General features: G+C 40.7%; 17 protein-coding genes. 5 read left to right on the plus strand and 12 right to left on the minus strand.

What is annotated here, in order from left to right; genetic code table 11:
* Window position 1: 1 nt before the first annotated feature.
* Both Q0H92_RS10155 and Q0H92_RS10160 read right to left on the minus strand, forming a co-directional pair.
* Window positions 2-841 carry a Cof-type HAD-IIB family hydrolase gene (locus Q0H92_RS10155; RefSeq protein WP_296014645.1) on the minus strand — a complete coding sequence of 280 codons (840 nt, stop codon included), beginning with the start codon at window positions 839-841 and terminating at the stop codon, window positions 2-4.
* A gap of 77 nt (window positions 842-918) precedes the next feature.
* Entirely contained in the window at window positions 919-2,514 is a 1,596-nt protein-coding gene (locus Q0H92_RS10160) for an AAA family ATPase (RefSeq protein WP_296014647.1), read from the minus strand.
* Window positions 2,515-2,848: 334 nt separating this feature from the next.
* On the opposite strand from Q0H92_RS10160, the gene Q0H92_RS10165 reads away from it, so the two are divergent.
* A complete protein-coding gene (locus tag Q0H92_RS10165; RefSeq protein ID WP_296014648.1) occupies window positions 2,849-3,565 on the plus strand; it encodes a hypothetical protein in 717 nt (238 codons plus the stop codon).
* Window positions 3,566-3,813: 248 nt separating this feature from the next.
* Here the strand turns inward: Q0H92_RS10165 and ettA are convergent, their stop codons facing one another.
* Window positions 3,814-5,553 (minus strand): energy-dependent translational throttle protein EttA, encoded by a 1,740-nt coding sequence (ettA, locus tag Q0H92_RS10170; protein ID WP_296014650.1) that lies wholly within the window; start codon window positions 5,551-5,553, stop codon window positions 3,814-3,816.
* Between the two features lie 311 nt (window positions 5,554-5,864).
* Entirely contained in the window at window positions 5,865-8,045 is a 2,181-nt protein-coding gene (locus Q0H92_RS10175) for a beta-galactosidase (protein ID WP_296014652.1), read from the minus strand.
* 400 nt (window positions 8,046-8,445) lie between these two features.
* On the opposite strand from Q0H92_RS10175, the gene Q0H92_RS10180 reads away from it, so the two are divergent.
* Window positions 8,446-9,930, plus strand: a complete 1,485-nt coding sequence (locus Q0H92_RS10180) for a hypothetical protein (RefSeq protein WP_296014653.1) — start codon at window positions 8,446-8,448, stop codon at window positions 9,928-9,930.
* A gap of 457 nt (window positions 9,931-10,387) precedes the next feature.
* On the opposite strand, the gene Q0H92_RS10185 is transcribed toward Q0H92_RS10180, so the two are convergent.
* The 4 genes from Q0H92_RS10185 to Q0H92_RS10200 all read right to left on the minus strand — a co-directional run bounded on the left by Q0H92_RS10185 (window position 10,388) and on the right by Q0H92_RS10200 (window position 15,052).
* Window positions 10,388-11,230 (minus strand): sugar ABC transporter permease, encoded by an 843-nt coding sequence (locus tag Q0H92_RS10185; RefSeq protein ID WP_294016886.1) that lies wholly within the window; start codon window positions 11,228-11,230, stop codon window positions 10,388-10,390.
* Window positions 11,227-12,549: a sugar ABC transporter permease gene (locus tag Q0H92_RS10190; protein WP_296014656.1), complete on the minus strand. Its 1,323-nt coding sequence runs from the start codon at window positions 12,547-12,549 to the stop codon at window positions 11,227-11,229. The genes Q0H92_RS10185 and Q0H92_RS10190 overlap by 4 nt, the downstream gene beginning before the upstream one ends.
* A 256-nt stretch (window positions 12,550-12,805) precedes the next feature.
* Window positions 12,806-14,005 (minus strand): maltose ABC transporter substrate-binding protein, encoded by a 1,200-nt coding sequence (locus Q0H92_RS10195; protein WP_296014657.1) that lies wholly within the window; start codon window positions 14,003-14,005, stop codon window positions 12,806-12,808.
* 48 nt (window positions 14,006-14,053) lie between these two features.
* Window positions 14,054-15,052, minus strand: a complete 999-nt coding sequence (locus Q0H92_RS10200) for a LacI family DNA-binding transcriptional regulator (protein ID WP_296014660.1) — start codon at window positions 15,050-15,052, stop codon at window positions 14,054-14,056.
* 242 nt (window positions 15,053-15,294) lie between these two features.
* Between Q0H92_RS10200 and eda the strand changes: the two genes are divergently transcribed.
* Window positions 15,295-15,954 (plus strand): bifunctional 4-hydroxy-2-oxoglutarate aldolase/2-dehydro-3-deoxy-phosphogluconate aldolase, encoded by a 660-nt coding sequence (gene eda / locus Q0H92_RS10205; protein WP_296014661.1) that lies wholly within the window; start codon window positions 15,295-15,297, stop codon window positions 15,952-15,954.
* A 10-nt stretch (window positions 15,955-15,964) separates the two neighbouring features.
* Here the strand turns inward: eda and Q0H92_RS10210 are convergent, their stop codons facing one another.
* From Q0H92_RS10210 to gdhA, 3 genes are all read right to left on the minus strand, one after another.
* Window positions 15,965-16,369: a putative toxin-antitoxin system toxin component, PIN family gene (locus tag Q0H92_RS10210; protein ID WP_296014663.1), complete on the minus strand. Its 405-nt coding sequence runs from the start codon at window positions 16,367-16,369 to the stop codon at window positions 15,965-15,967.
* Window positions 16,366-16,614 carry an AbrB/MazE/SpoVT family DNA-binding domain-containing protein gene (locus tag Q0H92_RS10215; RefSeq protein ID WP_296014665.1) on the minus strand — a complete coding sequence of 83 codons (249 nt, stop codon included), beginning with the start codon at window positions 16,612-16,614 and terminating at the stop codon, window positions 16,366-16,368. The genes Q0H92_RS10210 and Q0H92_RS10215 overlap by 4 nt, the downstream gene beginning before the upstream one ends.
* Before the next feature lie 177 nt (window positions 16,615-16,791).
* On the minus strand, window positions 16,792-18,147 hold the full coding sequence (gdhA, locus tag Q0H92_RS10220) for an NADP-specific glutamate dehydrogenase (protein WP_295799466.1): 1,356 nt from the start codon (window positions 18,145-18,147) through the stop codon (window positions 16,792-16,794).
* Between the two features lie 175 nt (window positions 18,148-18,322).
* On the opposite strand from gdhA, the gene Q0H92_RS10225 reads away from it, so the two are divergent.
* Window positions 18,323-18,814, plus strand: a complete 492-nt coding sequence (locus Q0H92_RS10225; protein WP_296014667.1) for a hypothetical protein — start codon at window positions 18,323-18,325, stop codon at window positions 18,812-18,814.
* Window positions 18,815-18,881: 67 nt separating this feature from the next.
* Window positions 18,882-20,597 (plus strand): carbon starvation CstA family protein, encoded by a 1,716-nt coding sequence (locus Q0H92_RS10230; RefSeq protein ID WP_296014671.1) that lies wholly within the window; start codon window positions 18,882-18,884, stop codon window positions 20,595-20,597.
* A 114-nt stretch (window positions 20,598-20,711) separates the two neighbouring features.
* On the opposite strand, the gene Q0H92_RS10235 is transcribed toward Q0H92_RS10230, so the two are convergent.
* Entirely contained in the window at window positions 20,712-21,857 is a 1,146-nt protein-coding gene (locus Q0H92_RS10235; RefSeq protein WP_296014675.1) for a hypothetical protein, read from the minus strand.
* Between the last annotated feature and the right edge of the window lie 4 nt (window positions 21,858-21,861).

A 21,861-nucleotide genomic window follows, 5' to 3' on the forward strand; every position in this document is an offset into this window, starting at 1 on the left:
GCTACAAAACATATTTTTCTATAAAGTCGCCAACGCCGCTTGAGTCGTTATCTTTTTCTGTGATAAAGTCAGCGGCGTTTTTTATGTAGTCAATTCCATTGCTCATGCACACGCCGTAGCCGCATTTTACAATCATGCTTTCATCGTTCATGCTGTCTCCGAATCCCATTGTAGATGAGCGCGGAATTCCAATGTAGTCAGCAAGCCAGTTGATCGATTCGCCTTTTCCGCAGTTCGGCGGAAGGATTTCAAGAAAGTACGGTTTGCTTGTAAAAATAACGGCGGAATCTCCAAGCTCTTCCTTGAGTTTTTTTTGCAGCACTTGAAGAGTTTCAGGCTCGCCCGGAACAAGCATCTTGGGAAATTTTTTTTCACGCAGGAAAGTTTCGTAGTCGTCTATGACTTTGCCTTTCAAGCCGCACATATCAACGTCCTTGCGCGTCCAAGAAGTTTTCTCCGCATAGAAAATTGTGTCCGGGGAATAAACTTCGCTTCTAAGCCCCATTTTTTCAGCTTCGGAATTAGCCTTTAAAAGAACAGAAGAATCAACGCTGCAAGTGTAAATCTGCCTTCTCTCGTGCATATCAAAAACGCTGCAACCGTTTATTGCAATTATGAATTTTCCGAACTCACTGCCAGCAATGTCCAGTCTGCGCACAAAAGGCAGAATTCCATCTTCCGCGCGCCCAGAGCAAAGCACAACATAAATTCCGCGGCGAGCGCATTCCTGCAGCACCTGCACATTTTTGTCGCTGATTTTCCGATTTGAATCCAAAAGAGTGTCGTCCAAGTCAAGCGCAATAAGCTTTACATCAAGAGCGCAAGAAGGAAGCTTTGCCATATAAACCTCGCATAAAAAATCTTGGCAGATTATAAACTACACATAAAGTTGTTTCAATGGGATTTATAAGGACAGTTTTAATGTTTGCCAAGTTCTAAAAGATATTCCTCCACATTTCTATACAAAATCCCCTCTTCTGTTTCTAAGTTTTTTCCTCTATATAAAACTACCTTGCTCAAAATCTTACCATAGCGAAATTCTGTCTGTTCACATTTTTTTGTATCGACAAGATGATGGTACTGTTCTTTGGAAATTTCTTTGCTGTGCTTAATCTCATATATTTTACAGTTAACATTTTCAGAATCATAGACAACCATATCAAATTCACCTACAGCAAACTTAAGCTTAAAAATATCTTTTTCAGGGTTAGCTTTTTTAGTTTCCAGCAAAACAATTTCCTCAAGAATACGACCTTTTACATCGTCAAGAATTTTATCTGTAACTCTTTTTCTATCAATTGCGGAAATATTTTTAAAAACGTCATCCATCATAAGACTTTTTACAAGAGATTCCGCCTGCGAATAACGCAAGCCCGGCTGACTAAAAACGGTTAAAAAAGCCCTATTGTTCAAATCAGCCATAGAAACAACAGGAATATCACAAGTCAAATCCAGCATATCCAAGTATTCTTTAATTTCCTTGCGATGAACATCCTTTATTTCCACAGTCTGATTTTCTTTATTTAAAATTTCCAAAGCCTTCATAAGATTTTTTATCAGCTTCGGTTTATTAACAGTATCAAGAATATCTGTAGGATTATTTCTGTCATTACGGACATTTCTTTGCGCCAAGCCAAAATCATGGGATTTAAAATCGCGCGTCAAAACATCAATAGTAAAACGATGATTCATATCTTCTACAATTCTATTGATTACATTTGTCAGCTCATGTTTTTCATATAGCTCATAAAGATTTCTAAAATGATCTTCATATTGATAATTTTTAAGCGAATGCTGTATGTTTCTGGCAATTGCAGTATTTACATATTCATCAGTACTCTGCTTTGTACCAAAAATTGAATTACTATAATTTTCACCGCTACGGCTCATTGTGCCGCCGTATTTAATATATTCATCAATACTTTGAATTCCAAGAATATCATAAAACTCTCGGAACGGAATAAATGTTGTATGCAAAAGAATGCATCGATCATAAAGCTGCTCATCTTCAGAAAAAATAAAACCAAGAGAATCTGTTCCAGAAAGAACTATCTTCATTCCACTAGCAGCAAAAACATCAGAAAAAAGCGCAGCTCCATCAATAAAATCTTCCATCAGTGTAACTTCATCAATAAAGACATATTTATAGCCTTTAGCTTCCAGCGCTTTTAAATCCTTGTTTACATCAGAAAGCGTATTATTTGAATTTATCTGAATAAAAACTGATTTAGAAAAATTATCTTCCAGCATATTATAAACAATCTGACGGATTAAAGTAGTTTTTCCAGTTCTTCGCAAGCCATAAAGAATAAACACCTTATCATGCGTTTCATTGTATATAAAATTTTTTATGCCTTCATATATATAACGTTTTTTATAAGAACTTACAGATGACGCAAAAGTTTTTAGAGACTCTCCAATTCTAACATCACAATTATAGATATTATCTTTTTCAATCTTTGCCGAAAAAACATGAATTTTAGAATTCTTAATCACCTTTAATTTTTCCTGCAAAAGTTTTCTCTCTTCTATTTGAGCCTTTAAAAGCTCGGCTTCTTTTTCTTTTACAGTCCGCGAAAATTGCCTGCCGTTTTCTGTCCACTGATAATAAAGATATTTTTTTCCTTTTATCGTTTTTGCCGTAATTCCGCCAGATGGAAGAGATTCTATTTTTTTCCTAAGTTCTTCTATGTCATTCATGCTTAAATATTAACTTAATTAACTTACTTTAACAAGTTAATTAGGTTAACCTATGCAATAAATAAAATCTCTAAAAAGCAAACAAATCTCTTGACAAAGTGCCGGGGGGGGGTAAGATAGGGTAACAAAATTAACAAGGAGTTATTTTATGAAAACTTTGAAAAAACTTAGCATTATTTTTGCAAGCATGTTTATGCTGGCTGCATTTGCAGGTTGCGATGATGGAGGATCTGTAGAACATCAAGCATCAGAATTTCCATCTAAAACTGAAGCTTCAGGTATCTTTCCTAACGGAGATGGTTTGCAAAATTCACATAAAATTGAGTTAGCTGAAAATTTAAAGAACGAATACGGTTCATTAAATATAAACTCTATTTCTAGAGGATTAGCCAGAAAATATAAATTTGCTTACGCTTTTGCTGATAAAAATAATGATGGAATTTACACTACTGAAGATATAAACAAAATGACAAATGCTGGATACGGTTATGGGCATGATGCTTTTGTAATGACATCAGCAGAACTAAAAGAAAGTTTTAATGTTAATTCTGATAATATAAACGATTATTTCAAAACACCAGAGCAAGATGTTAAAATCTATTACGGAATATATAAGCTAGATAGCTCGAAAGAAATTCAAGGTGTGATTTTAACAGAAGAAACGAGGACTCCGGCGCAATTCAGTCAAGAGGGAAAACTTAGTAAAACTATGTACAATACCGATATTGATAATGCGATATGTGAATTTAAAGGATATCTTTCAGTCGGAACTATAATAGAAACACAAGATAGAGATACAGCTTCAGAGAAACATATCTGGTATCCTGGCACAATAACAATTACATCTATAGTTCCAAAAAACTAATAAAAATATTCAAAACCAAAAATATACAACTACTGAAATTCATTTTAAAGGAGCATAAAAATGGGAAAGACAACTGTAAAACCAGGCAACAGCCACGCAGGAGAAGGTGGAAGAATGCCTTCAACAACAGGAAACCCAAGCGGTGGAAACCGCGGCAACAATCCGCCTAGCAAATAACATCGCATTGGTTTTATGACACAAAAAAAAGGATGCCTCGCTGGGCATCCTTTTTTTTTACAATTCTACATTTACCTTGTGAGCTTGCGGTACATGGTCTTGTGAGGATGGTCGTCGTCAATGCCAAGAACGTTTTTCTTCCATTCTACGTATTCGCTCCAGTTGCCTTCGAACCATTTGACTTCGCTGTTGTTTTCAAACGCAAGAATGTGAGTGCAGATACGGTCAAGGAAGTAGCGGTCGTGGCTTATTACAAGAACACAGCCAGCAAAACTGTTGATTGCCTCTTCAAGCGAGCGTGTTGTAGAAATGTCAAGGTCGTTTGTAGGCTCGTCCAAAAGCAAAACGTTTCCCGCTTCCTTGAACATAAGCCCCATGTTCAGCCTGTTTTTTTCTCCGCCGGAAAGCACGCTGATTTTCTTGTTCTGCTCCGCGCCGTTAAAGTTGAACCAAGAGCAATACGCATGGGCATTCACTTCGCGCAACGCTCCGTTTACAGGCCGTCCTTTTTCATCAACCGCGCCAAGCTTTATAAGGTCAGCTCCTCCAGAAAGAAGCTCAAGCACAGTCTTGTTCGGGTCAAGCTTGCTTCTCATCTGATCCACGTACACAAGCTTTACTGTGTCGCCGACTTTTATCGTGCCGGAATCCGGAGTTTCTTCACCTTCGCCGGTGGCAGCCTTTGCAAGCATTTTGAACAAAGTAGTTTTTCCTGCTCCGTTCGGTCCTACAACACCAACAACAGCACCAGCCGGAATTGCAAAGTCAAGATTTTCAAAAAGCAGTTTATCGCCGAATGATTTTGTAAGTCCGTTCGCTTCAATTACAAGGCTTCCAAGACGAGGTCCTGCCGGAATTGAAATCTGGCTGTCCTTAAGCTGAACACGCTTCTGCTCTTCCGCCAAAAGCTGCTCGTACTTTGTGATATGCTCCTTGTGCTTTGCCTGACGACCTTTTGCGCCTGCGTGAATCCATTCAAGCTCTTCTTTCATTTCGCGCTGACGGACTGAAGCCTGCTTTTCTTCCTGCTCAAGACGCTTTTCTTTTGCCTCAAGCCATTCAGAATAGTTTCCTTTAAACGGATAGCCTTCGCCTCTGTCCATTTCAAGAATCCAGCCGGCAACATTGTCAAGGAAGTAGCGGTCGTGAGTAATCGCAATGATTGTGCCCTTGTAGTCACGAAGGTGGCGTTCAAGCCAGGCGACAGTTTCTGCGTCAAGGTGGTTAGTAGGTTCGTCCAAAAGCAGAATATCCGGCTGCTGAAGAAGAAGGCGGCACAAAGCAACACGGCGGCGTTCACCTCCAGAAAGCACGTCCACAACTTGATCAGCTGGAGGACATCTTAATGCGTCCATTGCAAGCTCAAGGTTTGTGTCCAAATTCCAAGCGTCCGCGGCATCAAGTTTTTCCTGAAGCTCCGCCTGTCTTGCGCAAAGCTTATCAAAGTCAGCGTCAGGGTCTCCAAACGCCTCGTTCACTTTGTCGAATTCAGCAAGCAAATCTGTAATCGGCTTTACGCCTTCCATTACAATTTCTTTTACAGTCTTGCCTGCTTCAAGCTGCGGCTCCTGCTCCAAGTATCCCATTGTGAATCCAGGAAGCAGATGAGTTTCGCCTGTAAAATCGTTGTCAACGCCCGCAAGAATTTTAAATAAAGAAGACTTACCGGCGCCGTTTTCACCAATAACGCCGATTTTTGCTCCGTAATAATATGAAATGCTTATGTCTTTAAGAACAACTTTAGTCCCGTAAGCGCGGGAAACCCGATCCATTGTGTAAATAATTTTCTTATCGTCTACAGTCTTTGCCATATGCCCAATTGTAGTTTATATAATGATAATTTGCAATGAAGGGGAAAAATAGAGTTTGCTTTCCACCCGCATATAAAAAACAGGTCAAAAGTCAGTGAGGCTTGGGTCAAAACTCACTGACTTTTAAACGAAAACTCACTGACTTTTGAGTGAAATCTCAGTGAGTTTTGACTGAAAATGCACTGAGAATTGAGGTAAAAAAAATCATCCCCAGACTTGCCACAATGACCAAAAAGCAAATCCGGGAATGATGAAGGAGGACTAATTTTAAGCGCTTTAAAAAATCAGACGAATTTTAAAACCGTCCAATCTTAAAGCTGGGCAGAAACTTTTACAAAAGCTCTCGCCTTTATTCCGTTGACTTTTTTGAGCGAATCCTGACCTGCAAAGTCCGGCCACTCTTCTATGAAAATCGGAGCGTCTTTTTTGAGCGCATCAATTTCAAGTGTAAAGTCGTGCGCATTTTTTCCGTAGCGTTTAAGCCCGATGCTCCAAGGATAATTTTCGCCAACAAAAATTCCGTCGTCAATGAGCTTTCCGTTTTCGTAAAGGCGCGCGCAGTTTCCGGCATATCCAATGTCAATAAACAAATCGTCAAGTCCGTTCTGCCAGCTTTCCACGGAAATTTTATAGACCGCAGTTTTTTCATTTTCTGAAATTTTCTGGCACGAAACTTTTGGAGCTTCCGCTTCTTCCTGTTCGCAAGTGTAGATTGTGAATCCGCAGCCGCATTTTTTTGATGAAAATCCTTCTGGAACTTTTTCAAATTCCGGGAACGCCTTGAATGAAATTTTCTTGCAGTCCTGAAATTCAAGTTTTGTTTTTCCGGCTTCGCAATCTTGGAACAAAACTGAATCCGTCACAACAAGATATTCTTTTCCGTTTGCAAAAACTTTGTGAGCATTCAGCGCATCTTCCCGTGAAAGAGTTACAATGTCGCAGTCAGGCGCTTCGCCCTCAAACTGATAAAGAGAAGCGGAAGCGTCCTTTGCAGAACAAACGCTGGAATTTTTTTCAGCCAAAGAGCCAGCAGGTTTTGCCGCCGAATAAAAAACGTAAGCCTTGCGTTGATTATTTAAAACACAAAGCGGAGTTGCAAGCGAAGTCTTTAAAAGTCCATCCGCAATTTTCATGTTGAACGGCAAAAAGAAAAAGTCTTTGTCCGCAACATCGATTGCCGGAAACTTAATGTCCGCGCCGCTTTTTTCTGTGGAAGCAAGCACAACATTTTTATGCTCAGCCATTTTTCTTCTGCGCTGATAGTTGTTTACAAAGACAAAGCCGCGTTTCTTTCCGCATTTTTCGCATTCCCTGTAACGCCAGCTTGTGCGCAAGTCAGAAAAGTTTTCCGGCGTAACAGAATTTGATTCAGGCAAGTCAGTTTCCGTGGAAGCAAGAAATTCTCCAAAATCATGCGCAAAAAGTGAATACAATTTTATTTCGCCGTAAGTTCCGTTTGGAAGCCCGTACTCTCCCAAAGGCGCGCGGAAGTCGTAGTTCTTTATGCTCATGTCGTTCAAAGAGCCAGTCGCAATATTTTCTTCAAGAGTTGTAAGCTTTCCTTCCGGGTTCTGTCCGCCATGATACATATAATAGCCAAGAAGATTGCATCCGCTTCCCATTTTTGCAAGGCTCATCGCGCCAATGTCTTTTGGCTGTGCAATCGGACGACGCTTTAAAGTAACTTGAAGTCCGCCGCCAAGCTCCGCAGTAAGATACGGATACTTTGTCATATCGAATGTGATTCCTTCGCCAAGCCCAAAGTCGCAGCCAATCGCGTGGTCGTTGCGCTCGTAAGTGAACACATAGTTTCCGCTCGGCTCAATTTCTGTAATGCGCGGATCCCACGGAGCTTCGCAGTAGCCGCCCATAACAGGCAAAAGTCCGGCAGTAACAGCACCGCCCCAGCCAGTCGCAGTGTACAAAGGAACATCAAAGCCAATTTTACGCGCCATTTTTTCAAGACGCTTCATGTGGGCTTCTCCAGCCTCGCCTGTAAGTCCGCCGCAATGACCGAATTCATTTTCAATCTGAACTCCGATAATCGGACCGCCGTCTTTTAAAAGCAAGCCTTTTACCTGCTCATAAATCGCCTTGTAGAATTTTTCAACTTCCGCAAAATATTTTTCGTCGTTTGTGTTGCGCGCGTCAGGGCATTTTGCAAGAAGCCAGTCCGGGAATCCTCCGTGGCGAACTTCCGCATGGCTCCAAGGTCCGATGCGCAGAATCATTGAAAGCCCGCATTCTTTTATAGTTTGAACAAATTTCCGAAGATTGCGCCAGCCTGTCCAGTCAAACTGATTTTCAATTTCCTCGTGATGAATCCAAATTACGTAGGAACTTACAATGTCCACGCCGCCCTCTTTCATTTTTAAAAGAGCCTCTTTCCAGCCGCTGTCCGGGTAGCGTGAATAATGGATTTCGCCCATAATCGGAAACCATCTTTTTTCGCCCTTAAAAAGGCTTTTATTATCAAAAGAATATGAAGTCATGTTTTTCTCCAATCGTTGATATTTACACGTGTTGATTTTATAAAATGATAACACGGAAGTTTCAAAAAATCTAGGAAAATTTTTATAACAAAACCTCACAAAACAAAAAGTGAGCAACAGATTGCGCAATAAAAAAGTTAAAAAAAAATGCCCTCAAATGCTGACAAATAGAATATTTTGAATCATAATTATAATAAACTGTCATTCCCGTGCAGCGACACGGGAATCTCTAACAAGGAGGTAAGATAAAAACTGCCGAAAATAGTGTCAGTTTTTATCTTTTCAAGTTTGTGCTACAAACTTGTTATCAACTGCAAATTCTCACTTCGTTGCGAAATTGCGTAAAAAATCAAATCGAAAGTTGAAACTTTCTCATTGACTTTTTATTGGAGGAATCTTTATGAAAAAGCTAATTTTTTCTATTTTACCAGCATTTTTATTCGCATTCATTTCGTGCATGAACATGAGCTCTGGCTCTGGCGAAAACGGCTCTGTGCGTGTTGCCTTGCCGGGAAGCGAGCGCGCCACATATACTTACAGCAAAAATAACGCCGACAAATTCATTGTGCGCCTTTATAATGACGACTTTGACCAAACCGAAGAAGGAACTGTGGGGGGGGTAATAGAGTTTGGCGACCTTGAGCCTGGAAAATACACAGCCACAGCGGAAGCCTGGAATACAGACGAAAACATCCTTGAAGGCAGCGGAAGTACAAAAATTACCGTAAGTGCCGGCGAAACTTCCGAATGCAATATTACAATGATTCTTGAGGGACAAACCGCGTATTATTCACAGTACATGATTCTTACAGATTACGAAAACAACAAGCACATCTACGACTACAAAACATCGCAAAAATCATCTAAGAGCATTAGCTTTGAAACTTCATACAATACCGTGGAAGACAACAACGGACAAATCTACCATATAAAAGACAGCAATTTATATAAGGACAATGAATCTGTTTTACAGATTAGCAACACATCAAATCTTATAAAAAATCCTCTTTATTATGACAATACAACAAATACATATTGGATTGGTCTTGAAAAAAAAATTCTTCAATGGCAATTCTGTTTGCAAAATTCTGACAATAGTTACAATACAGAAGCTTTCGGTAATTTTAGTGCCTCACAAGGTGAAAGCTTTTTAAATTTTGCGGTTCAAGAAAATAAACTTTACCTTATATATATAGAATATAATGATTCAGGATATAATGATTCTGATTCAAATATCATATATTTTACAAAAGATGAAAATTTAAAATTAACAGAGCAAAATAGAATCCAACTTCCAACTATTGGTGTTTCTGGCACAATAACAGACTTGGCGGTTCTTGAAGATGGAACTGTGGCTGTCCTTGTGCGCTCTGTTGGCGTAGAGTCCGAAACAGAAGGATTTAACAACACTTCGGTTACTGACGGCGGAACGGTATACAGCCGCGGCGCGCTTGTTCTTTTGTCTTCGGACTTGTCAACTTATAAAGTTTATGGCTGGACGGATTCTCATAGGACAATCAGCGCAACTGGCGAAGATACAAAAAATGCTGTAAAAAAATGGACTTCAATTGAAGCGTATATTCCAGAATATGAAGAGCGCAATTCGTACTTCTACGGACCGCTTAAAATTGTCGCAATCCGCCCAAAGGAACTTGTAATTGCAGACTGCGGCGCAAATTTTGTCCTGCCTGATTATGACGGCAAAAAGAACGGAAAAATGTATGCCCACAACAGGCTTATGACTGTAAACTTGCGCAACTTTGCCATAGGCTGCAAAAAAGAATTCAGTGAAAGCGAGCTGAAATTCAAAGACTTTGTAATCAACGGCGGAATCGAAGCCACAAGCGCAAGTCCTTACGGTGGCAACTACGTAGACGAAAAATAAAGCAACTATATTGCCCGAACACAGTCATTGCCGTGCATGACACCGCGATGTTTGCATAGCAAACTCGGTTAGCAATCTTGTGTTATAAACATTTTAACAGATTCCCTTGTCAAGCAAGGGAATGACAGTTAAATGGCTGCTTTGACATTGCAATTTTTCCCACTATTCAGGATTATATTCCCAAAAAGTTATAAATTATCTTGATTATATTCCCAAAAAGTTGTATTTCAAATGGCAATATCATAATCTTTAGCAATATGGAAGATTTTTTACTTTAGGCAACAATGGGCAAAAAAAATTCCCCAGTCTAGCCGGGGAATAAAAAGATTACAAAAAACTGTTCGCTCTTGCTCACAGTCGTTTTTTTCTCGGTGGCATTAAGCCTTGCGGCTTAATGTTGGTTAAAAAACAAAAAACTGTTCGCTCCTGCTCACAGTTTTTTGTTTTTTTTCGAGGGTCACTCTTTTACAGCTGCTGTTCCCATACTCATCATCATTGCTTTCTGTGTGAACAGGAAGAAGATTACGAACGGAATACAGATTACCAAAGAACCTGCTGCGAAGTTTGTGAACTCATTCTTTTTATCAGAAACAAAAGAGAACAAGCCCAACGCAAGTGTTTGTTTTTCAGGGCTTCTTAAAACCATCTTTGGGAAGATAAAGTCCATCCATGGTCCTGTAAAACTTGAGATTCCCAAGAATGTGATAATCGGCTTTGTAACAGGAAGAATGATTGTTCCAAAAATTCTAAAGTGGCTTGCTCCGTCAATTCTTGCGGCTTCGTCAAGGTTCTTGCTTACTGTGTCCATGTAGCTTTTTACCATCCAAGTGTTGTACGGAATTCCGCCGGCAACATAAACAAGCACCAGTCCCCACAAAGTATCAAGTCCGCCGATACGGTTCAAGATTACATAGATTGCAATCATTCCTACAAATGAAGGGAAAATCTGAAGAATCAGCATGCTCATCAAAAGAGTGTGCTTAAAGACGAACTTAAAGCGTGAAAAAACATAAGCGCTCAATGAGGAAATCACAACGGTAAGAAGTGTTGTCCAAAGGGCGATAATGAATGTGTTCTTGAACCACAGCCAGTACTGGGTTTCAAAAAACAGATACTTGAAGTGCTTGAGCGTGAATCCGTCCTTGAATGGAACAATATTCATGTTTGCAATTCCGTTTCCGGGAGCGAAAGCGGCGGCGACAACATAAACAAGCGGATAAAAAACAATAAGAGAAATCAGTATAAAAATCAGATAAGAAAAAGTTGTGCTGACTGTCTTGAATGAGCGGTAATTTTTCATACTTCACCTTCCTTATAAGCCTTGGTATTTCTGAACTGATAAATAGCAAACGGCGCAAGAACAACGAAGATAAGTACTGCGATAACAGAAGCGTAGTTGTATCTAAGCATTGTAATTGTAAGCTTGTAAATCCAAGTAACAAGAATATCAGTTCCGCCCGCCATTGTGGTTGTGGAATCTGCAACTGTCGGATCTCCGCCTGTCAAGAAGAAGATAATTCCGAAGTTGTTGATATTGTGCGTAAAGCTCATAATAATCAAAGGCATTGTCTGATAAAGAACAAGCGGCATTGTAATGTGGCGAAGAATCTGAGGTCCGTTCGCACCGTCAATCTTTGCAGCTTCGTACAAATCCTTGGAAATCGCGGTCATCGTTCCCATAGAAAGCATCATAAAGTAGCCGAATCCAGCCCAAAGGTTGATTACGACACACATTATTTTTGCCAGTGTCGCATCTCCAAGCCAAGGAATTGTGCTTCCCTGCTCAAGAATTCCAAGGGCAATAAGAGTTCTGTTTACAATTCCGAAAGTTCCGTTGAGCATCTGACGCCACAGAATCATTGTGATTACGGCTGGAACTGCATAAGGCAAGATAAATATAAACCTGAACACTGGAGCAATTTTGATTCCGCTTTCATTCAAATGAACGGCAACCAAAAGTCCGCCAAAGTAGCAGGTAAAAGTTGAAGCCACAGCCCAAACAAGTGTCCAAATTGCGATGCGTGCAAAACCAGCTGACCAGTTTGTTCCGCCGAAAAGGAGAGCCTTGAAGTTCTGGAATCCAACCCAGTCTACAGTATTTTTAGGAGGAATGTTGTTTGGAGCAGAATAGTTTGTAAAAGCAACCGCAACGCTAAAGAGAAGCGGAACAACAACAAAAACAAGAAGCATAATTACACAAGGAGCAAGTCCAGTTATAGGGAACGCCTTGTTGCCAACTTCTTCCAAAGAGGACTTTTGAGAAACGAATCTCTTTGTCCTGCAGTATTCTTCATAAGATTTTTTTGCGCTTCTTACTGAAATTACGTAAGCCGCCACAAAAAGTGCGATTATCGAAAGAATAAGAATTCCGTCGATAAGCATAAACATAGAGTTATTGCGAAGCTTAACCGGAATATCAGGCTGAGGCTCGCCAAGAGTAATCAAATCAAAAATCTTTCTGCAAGTAACTGGCAGAAAAGCAAGAAAAAGAACTTCAAGGGCAGCAAAAAGAGCGCCTTTGACATATTGTTTAAGGTAAATAATATGGGATAATCCCATGAAGCATAAAGATGCAACTTTTACCTTTTTTGCAGAACTTCCATCGGACTCTATCCGCATAAGACACCTCGCAATTGAATACGTCTGGTCAAGACACGCTTAAACTCAAGGCCTTGACTCATCCGTTTTTACGGTTTGGACAAACCCAAAATCAGTGTAAAGCACAAAAAGTGCTTAAAAAGGCAGACAAAAAATGCGCCGTCTTTTATAAAACTGTTTTTAAATTTTGCAAGAAAACAAAGGGCTGCCGCAAAAAATTCTTTTCGATAATTCTGGGCAGCCCATAGGCTTAGTTTACAATAGCAAGAAAGCTAAATTACATTCCAAGGATTGTAGCGTTGCAAGCGTCAAGTTCTTTCTTAACATCTGCACCGTTCCAAATGTTCTTTGAAGCGTTTCCAAGAGCATCCCAGAAAGCAGACATCTGTGGAACAGAAGGCATTGGGAATGCATAGTCAAGCTGATTGAGGAATCCGCCAATGTATTCGCTTGAAACTTTTACGTTGATTGCTGGCATAGCTCCAGTGATGTCGAATCTGAGCTGCTGCATAGCCGGGCTGATAAGGAACTGAGCAAAGTCAGCTGCTTCTTCCGGATGATCAGAGTATGAGCTTACAAACATAGCGCGTGTTCCAGAGAATGAAGCTGCCGGAACTGTGTCTCCAGGAAGTGAAGGAAGTGGCGCAACACCAAAGTTCAATTTAGCGTCAACAAAGTTCTTTACGTTCCAAGGTCCAGTAATGTGCATTGCAGCCTGTCCGCCCTGGAATGCAGCGTCGCAAACTCCAGTTGAAAGATCAGCAGCAGGAACATCAAGAGCGTTTCTGAGTGACTGGAAGAATTTCATTCCGTTTACAGCATCATCGTTGTTAAGATATGTTGTAGAAGTGTCAGCTCCAGTTGAACCGAAGATGCGGTTTCCGTTTTCTGTTGTGAATACAATTGAATAGTATGCGTTTCCTACATCCATTACAAATCCACGCTTGTCTGGATTCTTTTTGTTGAATTCAATAGCCCATTTTGCAAGGTCATCCCAAGTCTTTGGAACATCTTTTTCAGCAATAAGATCCTTGTTGTAGAACAAAGCATAAGTTTCTGCGCTTACTGGGTAGCCATACATTTTTCCTTCGTAAGTAAGAGCCTTTGAACAAGCGCCAAGAACTTCTTTTGCAACAACGTCAGCGTTTTCTGTTGGAGCAACGTGTCCGCCGTTAACAAGTTCGCCAAGCTTATCATGTGGAGCAGCAAAAAGGTCTGCGCCAACTCCAGCTGGTCCGTCAAGGGCAATCTGTCCTGTTGAATCGCCAAGCTCTACATTTACGAATTTGATTTCTACATTTGGATGAGACTCTGTGTATTTAGCTCCAGCCTGTTTAATGAATTCATCTGGTCCTAAAAGAGACTCCCATACAGTAAGAGTTATTTTTTCAGACTTTTTAGCTTTCTTGCTGCATCCTGTAAATGCGAGCAAACCTGCAGATACTACAGCTACAGCTGCAATAACACCTTTCTTCATTTTGTCCTCCTATTATAAACAATGAAGCTTTTATATTCCAACCGCAAATCAGCGGAAAGATTCCCTTATTCTAAGCTCGTAACCGACTTTTGTGTGGCTTGGAACTTTTTTTCCTTCTATCATATCCACAAGAAGACTTCCTGCCTTCTTTGTAAGATTTGAAACGTTTACATTCAATGCCGTAATTGGAGGCGTATTGTTCTCCAAAACCTGACTGTCGTAAAACGAAATCACCTGAATGTCCGCCGGCACTTCATAGTCATTCTGCTTGAGCCATTTAAGCACATAGACGCAGATAATGTCATCCATGCAGACAAGACACTGCGGATTTTCCTTCATAATATCCGGCAAAACAGAAAAAACATCTTTCTGGCATTCCAGATTCCAATGAACAACGCAGCCGTCCAAGGAAATTCCAGAAGAAGCAAGTCCTCTCTTAAATCCTTCAAAGCGGAATGTGTTCACGCTGTTTTTGCTGTCGCCCGCAAGAACAGCAACTTTTTCACATCCACGGCTTATCATAAACTTTGTCATTTCGTAGCAGCCAGAAATCTGGTCGCTTCCAACATGGCAAAACTCATTGTCCCCGGACGTGCCCATTACAATAAACGGAATCCCTTCTTTTTTCAAGAAGTCCACGGATTCATCTTTTTCTTCAAGACGGGTCAAAATAACGCCGTCAACTTTTCTATTTATAACAAGCCGCCTTAACGGAGTAATATCTCCGCCGCCCTGAACAACAATCAGCGCATCATAGCCAGCCTTGTAAACAGATTCAGAAATTCCAACGAGGCAATTCTGAAAAAACGGATTGTCCTCTTCATTTTTTGGAATCACAACGCCAATATTGAAAGTCTGTCGCAGAACAAGTCCTTTTGCCATCGGATTAGGAACATAGTTGCACGACTGAACTTTTTCCATTACGCGCCGCCGGGTTTCCGCGCCAATCCGCCCCTTGCAGTTTATAACTCGGGACACTGTAGACTTTGAAACTCCAAGTTCCTGGGCAATATCCGAAATTGTAACAACAGAAGCGGACCTTTCCATAAAAACGTTTCCAAATTATTTTATTAAACAATGCAAAGCAAAAAGTTCTGCAATGCTTAAAGTTTACACCAACAATTCTTATAAAACAAGAAAAATCGGTTGCTCAACACGAAAAAGTATACACGTGTCGATTCGATTTGTCAAACTTTTTTTATAAATTCTTTGTAATTTTCTTACAAAAATAATAACGTTTCCAGAAGTTTTTCTTGCGCCCTCTTTTTTTTTATGCAATACTTATTTTCATGTTTGAACAAACCGCAGAAAAAATCAAAAATGCAAAAATCATTCCGGTCGTAAAAATTCAGGAAAAAGAAGACGCAATAGAACTTGCACGCGCGCTCACAAACGGCGGAATGAAAGCTGTTGAAATAACGTTCAGAACAAACGACGGCGAAACCGGGCTAGAAAAAATCGCTGGCTGCATAGAATCAATAAAAAAAGAATTTCCGCATATTCTTGTGGGAGCCGGAACTGTAATAAACGCAAGCCTCGCACAAAAAGCGCAAAATGCTGGCGCGGATTTTCTTGTTTCCCCGGGATTCAATCCAAAAACCGTAAAATGGTGCGTTGAGCATGAAGTTCCTTTTTTCCCTGGAGTTTGCACACCGGGCGAAATTGAGCAGGCATTAGAAGCCGGACTGAATTTTTTAAAGCTTTTCCCTGCGGAAGTAATGGGCGGAACAAAATTCCTAAAATCGCTGGCAGGACCTTTTCCGCAAACAGTTTTCATTCCAACGGGCGGAATAAACGGCGAAAATTTTTCAAGCTATCTTTCATGCAAAAATGTTGGCGCGGTGGGCGGAAGCTGGATGTGCCCCGAAAAACTCATAAAAGAAAAAAATTGGCAGGAAATTGAAAACCTTTGCAAAAAAGCAAATTTTCCATGCATAAAAAGCTGCTGAAAGTAAAAATTTATTTATCTATCAACTCAAAATATCTTGTAGGAGAAAAAATCAACAGCTTATCGATTTTTAAATCTTCAAAATCCTTGTCGCCAGTCAATAAAATATCCGAATCAGACAAAATTGCAGAGTCAAGAACTGGCAAATCTTTTACATCTCTGATTTTTGGATATTTATTTTCATCAATTTTATTTGGCGTTGTAAATTCTTCAAAATTTATTCCGTCAAAGAAGATTTCAAGCTGTTTTAATTTTTCAGGGAATTTCTTTTCAAAGACTTCATTACATTCTTCTTTTGTATAGGAAGAAATTACAACTGCATGTTTTTCAAGCAGATGAGAAAAAACTCTTGCAACTTTTCCGCTTGGAAAAAGCATTGCCGAGATTATGACATTTGTATCAACAAAAACTCTCACCTAGTTTTCCTTAATTCTTTAATGTAGGCAACAACATCTTCTTCTGTTTGAAAACCTGCTTTTTCAGCTTCGCCCTGCATTTGATTTTGCGCATTCGCCAAAGCTATTTGTGATGCATTTGCAATATAAACTTTTCCTTTTTTTTCTTCAAAATACACTTTGTCGCCGGTTTTCAATTGAAGCAAATTTCTTATCATAAGAGGAATTGTTATCTGACCTTTTGATGTTACTTTTGCAAGTTCCATAGAAAATCTCCTTACTTTCCTTACTTCAATATAAATGAAGCAACTCTTGCTGTCAAATTCTAAACAAAAAAAACTGCCCTTTAAGCTAAATGAATTCAGCCTAAAGAGCAGCCTTTGAATAGCTAGCTAAAAACCAGCGACAGATTCCCGTGTCATAGCACAGGAATGACAGTTAAATTAAACCAATCCCTGGGCAACCATTGCGTTTGCAACTTTTACAAATCCTGCAATGTTAGCGCCTGCAACATAGTCGCCTTCTGTAGCGTATTTTTTTGCAGTTTCATAAGCGTTGTCGTGGATGTTTGTCATAATCTGCTTAAGCTTAGAGTCAACTTCTTCAAATGTCCAAGAAAGACGCTCTGAGTTCTGGCTCATTTCAAGTCCGGATACCGCAACACCGCCGGCGTTTGCAGCTTTTCCAGGAGCGAACATAACTTTGTTTTCCTGGAAATACTTTATGGCTTCCGCACGTGTAGGCATATTTGCGCCTTCTGCAACGAGCATACATCCGTTTGCAACAAGTTTCTTTGCATCTTCAAGATAAATTTCATCCTGAGTTGCGCAAGGCAAGGCAAGGTCAGCTTTTACGCCCCAAGGCTTTTCACCTTTGAAGAATTTTGCGTTAGGAAATTTCTTTACATAAGCGTCAACTTTTTCTTTGCGTGCGCGGAATTCTTTTACATAGGCAAGTTTTTCAGCAGTGATTCCGTCTTCATCAAGAATATAGCCAGTTGAATCAGACAAAGTGATTGGCTTTCCGCCGAGCTGAAGAAGCTTTTCAGCAGCGTACTGGGCAACGTTTCCGTCTCCAGAAATAATAGCTGTCTTTCCTTTGAAGTCCTGGCCTTTTTTTGCAAGCATGCATTCAACAAAGTAAATAAGTCCGTAGCCTGTAGCTTCTGTGCGGGCAAGAGAACCGCCGAATGAAAGTCCTTTTCCTGTAAGAACTCCAGTGTACTGGTTTGTAATTCTCTTGTACTGGCCGAACATATAGGCAACTTCTTTTCCGCCTACACCTTTGTCTCCAGCAGGAACGTCTGTGTCTGCGCCAATATGACGATAAAGCTCTGTGATAAATGACTGGCAGAATCTCATAATTTCAGCGTCTGATTTTCCGTGGCCGTCAAAATCTGAACCGCCTTTTCCGCCGCCCATTGGAAGAGTTGTAAGGGAATTCTTAAGAACCTGCTCAAATCCGAGGAATTTCAAAACATCAAGTCCTACTTCCGGAGAAAAACGCAAACCTCCTTTATAAGGTCCGATTGCGCTGTTAAACTGAACACGGAATCCGCGGTTTACATGAGGCTTTCCTGCATCGTCAGTCCAAGGAACACGGAACATTACAATTCTTTCTGGCTCTACGAAACGCTCAAGAACAGCATACTGCTCCAGCTCAGGCATTTTGTCTACCGCAGGAGAAATTGCTTCAAGAACAAGTCCAGCAGCCTGAAGAAAATGACCCTGATCTGCATAGCGAACAGAAATGTCATCCCAAACACGTTTACAATAAGCATTTTTAATACTGTATTCCATATAAACAACCCCTGTTTCTTGATTTTTTAATTTGTAACCCCAGAAATCAAGAAAAAACTTAAATAATATTAAACTATATTAAATGTTTTGAAAAGTAAAAATTCAAAAATTTGTTGCAACATTTTACAAGCCGATATATAATAAATACTGAAATTTCTTTAACGAGGCTTCAGAATTGACAACAGAAAGCTGCCTTGAAAACGTTTTGCTTTCATATAAAAAATACTACGATGTTTCAAAAAATCCAGGCGGAACTTTTTGCGCGACTGCGGAATTCCATTCGCACGAGGAACAGTATTTTTTAACAAAGTCGGCAAGAATTGCAGAGGTGGATTCAAATGAATATGTCTACTTTGCGCTTGAAGAAAAACTTTCATTGCAAAAACTCAAGGAACTTTCAATTTCGGCCTGGGCAGACGGGCTTTCAAAAGTAAAGCCTTTTTGCGGTCACAAAAATTCAGACATAAGCCTGATTGTCATTGCCGGTTCAGTTGAAAAAGACGCAGCCAAGGAAGCAAAAAAAATCAAGTTGCACAAGTCGTACAAGCTTTCATTTTTTGGCTGGAGCAGCTTCAGTCTGATTGTTTACGATCTTTCAGAAAGAAAAACTTGGTTCAACTGGCACGGAAGAAATTTGCGCAGTATTTTTTCTAAAATGCCGCTGTAACTTTTAAGCAAATTTTGAGTGGGCTTCAAAACTCATTCACATTTATATTTTTTTGGAGGCACAAGAGATGGCTGCTTTACTGATTATTTTAGCGGCGCTTGTTCTGCTTTTCTGCGGATACGTTTTTTACGGTTCGTGGCTTGCAAAACAATGGGGAATTGATCCGGCGAAAAAAACACCGGCGCAGGAAACACCAGACGGAGTTGACTACGTGGCGGCAAAACCGGCAGTTCTTATGGGACACCACTACTCTTCTATCGCAGGAGCAGGACCAATCAACGGACCAATACAGGCGGCGGTTTTCGGATGGGTTCCAGTATTTTTGTGGTGCATAATCGGAGGAATTTTCTTCGGCGGAGTTCAGGACTTTGGCTCACTGTTTGCTTCAATAAGGCACAAGGGAAAATCCGTAGGCGAAATCATCAACGACACAATGGGAGCAAAGGCAAAAAAACTCTTTATCATTTTTGCGCTTCTTGTTCTGATTCTTGTAATCGCCTCGTTTGTAAACGTTGTTGCGGGAACATTCTTTACCGTGGCAGGAAGTCCTGTAATGTTCGGGCTTGTTTCAAATCCGACAAACAACCAGACAACAGCAATGATTTCAGTTTTATTCATTGTGCTTGCCATTATCTACGGAATCATTACAAACAAATGCGGACTTAAAACGCTTCCGGCTACAATTCTTGGAATAATCGGAATTGTGATTGTTACAATAATCGGGCTTAACGTAGGATTCGCAATGAGCCGCAACGCTTGGATTGTTTTTGTCGGAGTTTACATAGCAGTGGCTTCTCTTGTTCCAGTGTGGATTATGCTTCAGCCGCGCGACTATCTTTCAAGCTTCCTGCTTTACGCCATGATGCTTGTTGCCCTTGCAGGAATTTTCTTCAACGCGTTCAAAGGAAACTCTGCAATCGCATTTTCAATTCCGGCATTCACGGGTTGGAAAACACAAGCAGGATTCCTTTTCCCGACGCTTTTTATAACAGTAGCTTGCGGAGCCTGCTCTGGATTCCACTCGCTGATTGCAACAGGAACAACTTCAAAACAGCTTGACAACGAAAAAAACGCAAAGCCAATCGGATACGGCTCAATGCTTATTGAATCCGCGCTTGGAATAATCGCACTTATTTCTGTAGGCGTTATCTGGAGCCAGTGGAAGCAAGGAAAATTCGGCTCTCCTTCTGCGGCATTCGGTGCTGGAATCGCGACGCTTTTCGGTGAAGAAGGAAGCGGAATTTACAACACAATAAACGCGCTTCTTACACTTGCAGTTTCTGTATTCGCCCTTACTTCGCTTGACACAGGAACAAGATTAAGCCGGTTTATGTTCAGCGAGCTTTTCCTTAAAGACGGAGAATTTTCTTGGAAGGACGCAAAGGGAATCCGCAAGGTTCTTGCCAATCCGTTCTTTGGAACAATTTCAATGGTTGTAATCGGAAGCGTTCTGGGCGGACTTAAGCTCAGCCAGATTTGGGGACTTTTTGGCGCGGCAAACCAGCTTTTGGCAGGACTTGCTCTCATGGCGGTTGCGGCTTGGCTCGGTCAAGCAGGAAAAAACAACAAAATGTTCTTTATTCCTATGGCATTTATGCTTGCGGCGACTTTGACAAGCCTTGTTCTTACTGTATACAAAAAGATTGCGGCAATGGTTCAAGGCGCGCAGGGTGCTCTTGCCTGGGGAAACTGGTTCCAGCTTATATTCGCGGCGGCAATGGCGGTTCTTGCAGTAATTCTTGTTATTGAAGGAATCCAGACATTTAAAAAACAGAAAAAATAGCTTGGAGCACAAAAGCATGAAAAAAGGCTGCCAAAACAGGCAGCCTTTTTTGTTGTGTGATTTATTAAGTTTTATTTCAAATTAAAAAACAACTACTTAACCAGCAGTCAAATATTACCAAGCAATACGAACGCTGACCGCTGCAGAAGGAATCTTTGAGGCGATGTCGTAGCTTCCGCTTACAGTAAGGTTCAGGAACAGAAGGTCAAGCCCGATTCCTCCAAAAACCTGCGGATAAACAGAGAACCCTGAAGAACTTCCGCTGAATGAGCTAGGAAGAATTCCCCAAGTGAGTGCGTCAAGAACACCATCGTAGTAAGTATCACTTTCTTCTGCAATAATGCTTGCCCAGTCAGCATTTACCTTCCAGTCAACAGAAGTCTTTGAGAACAAGGCGCGTCCTCCAATGAACGGAACAAAGCAAAGCACCTTGATAGAAGCCTGTGTGTTTAACATGAATGTTGTAGACTTAAAGTCGAGGCTGGCTTTTGCGCTGTCATCGTCTACATCAACACCGCCTTTTGTATAATAGAATCCGGCTCCAACAGACCATTTTGGACGCATAAATCCGCCCTCAAAAATCGCATAACGGATGTCGGCTCCAACCGTAAAGAAGTCAATTGCAACAGGATCAATAGATTCGTCAATTGCGCCCATTTTTGAAGTGTCGATTGACATTGCAGTAACGCCAATATCAAACGGAAGAATTATTCCGCCAAGACGCGCGTCAACAGTAATTGTCGGGAAAACAAGCGTGTCGTTTATATCTTTTACATCCTCAACACCGAGCGCAAGTGCAGCATCTTTAAGAGAAGAAACGTCAAGGGCTGAAACTCCAGCATTAACACCAGCGCCAAAGTGGAATCCCGGGAAAATCTTTCCAATCCAGGCTTCCGCATAAACATTCTGCTGAGTCTGCGAGTTCGGAACAACATCTACAAGATCATCGCAAAAGTCGTTAAGTCCATTTTCCGCAACAGTAAACGGAGAATCTGTTGGAATGTAATCTTTGATGTTTACATAAGCTTCATTTACCTTGTCAGCGGCATTAGTTATCTGGCTTTTTTTAACACCATTTTCAAGCAACGCATTGTTGATTTCATCAACTCTTCCAGAAACCATATTATAAACATCATCTGGAATATTAATTGTAACTTCGCCGTCAACACCTTTTACAGTAAGAGGCTTTGCAAAAAGTCCTGAAGCCGCAAAAGCGCAAGCCATTGCCAATGCAGCAAACTGCTTTATTTTCTTTACCATAGTG

Origin of the sequence: uncultured Treponema sp., from assembly GCF_934725225.1 — a bacterium.
In the GTDB taxonomy this organism is placed as follows: domain Bacteria; phylum Spirochaetota; class Spirochaetia; order Treponematales; family Treponemataceae; genus Treponema_D.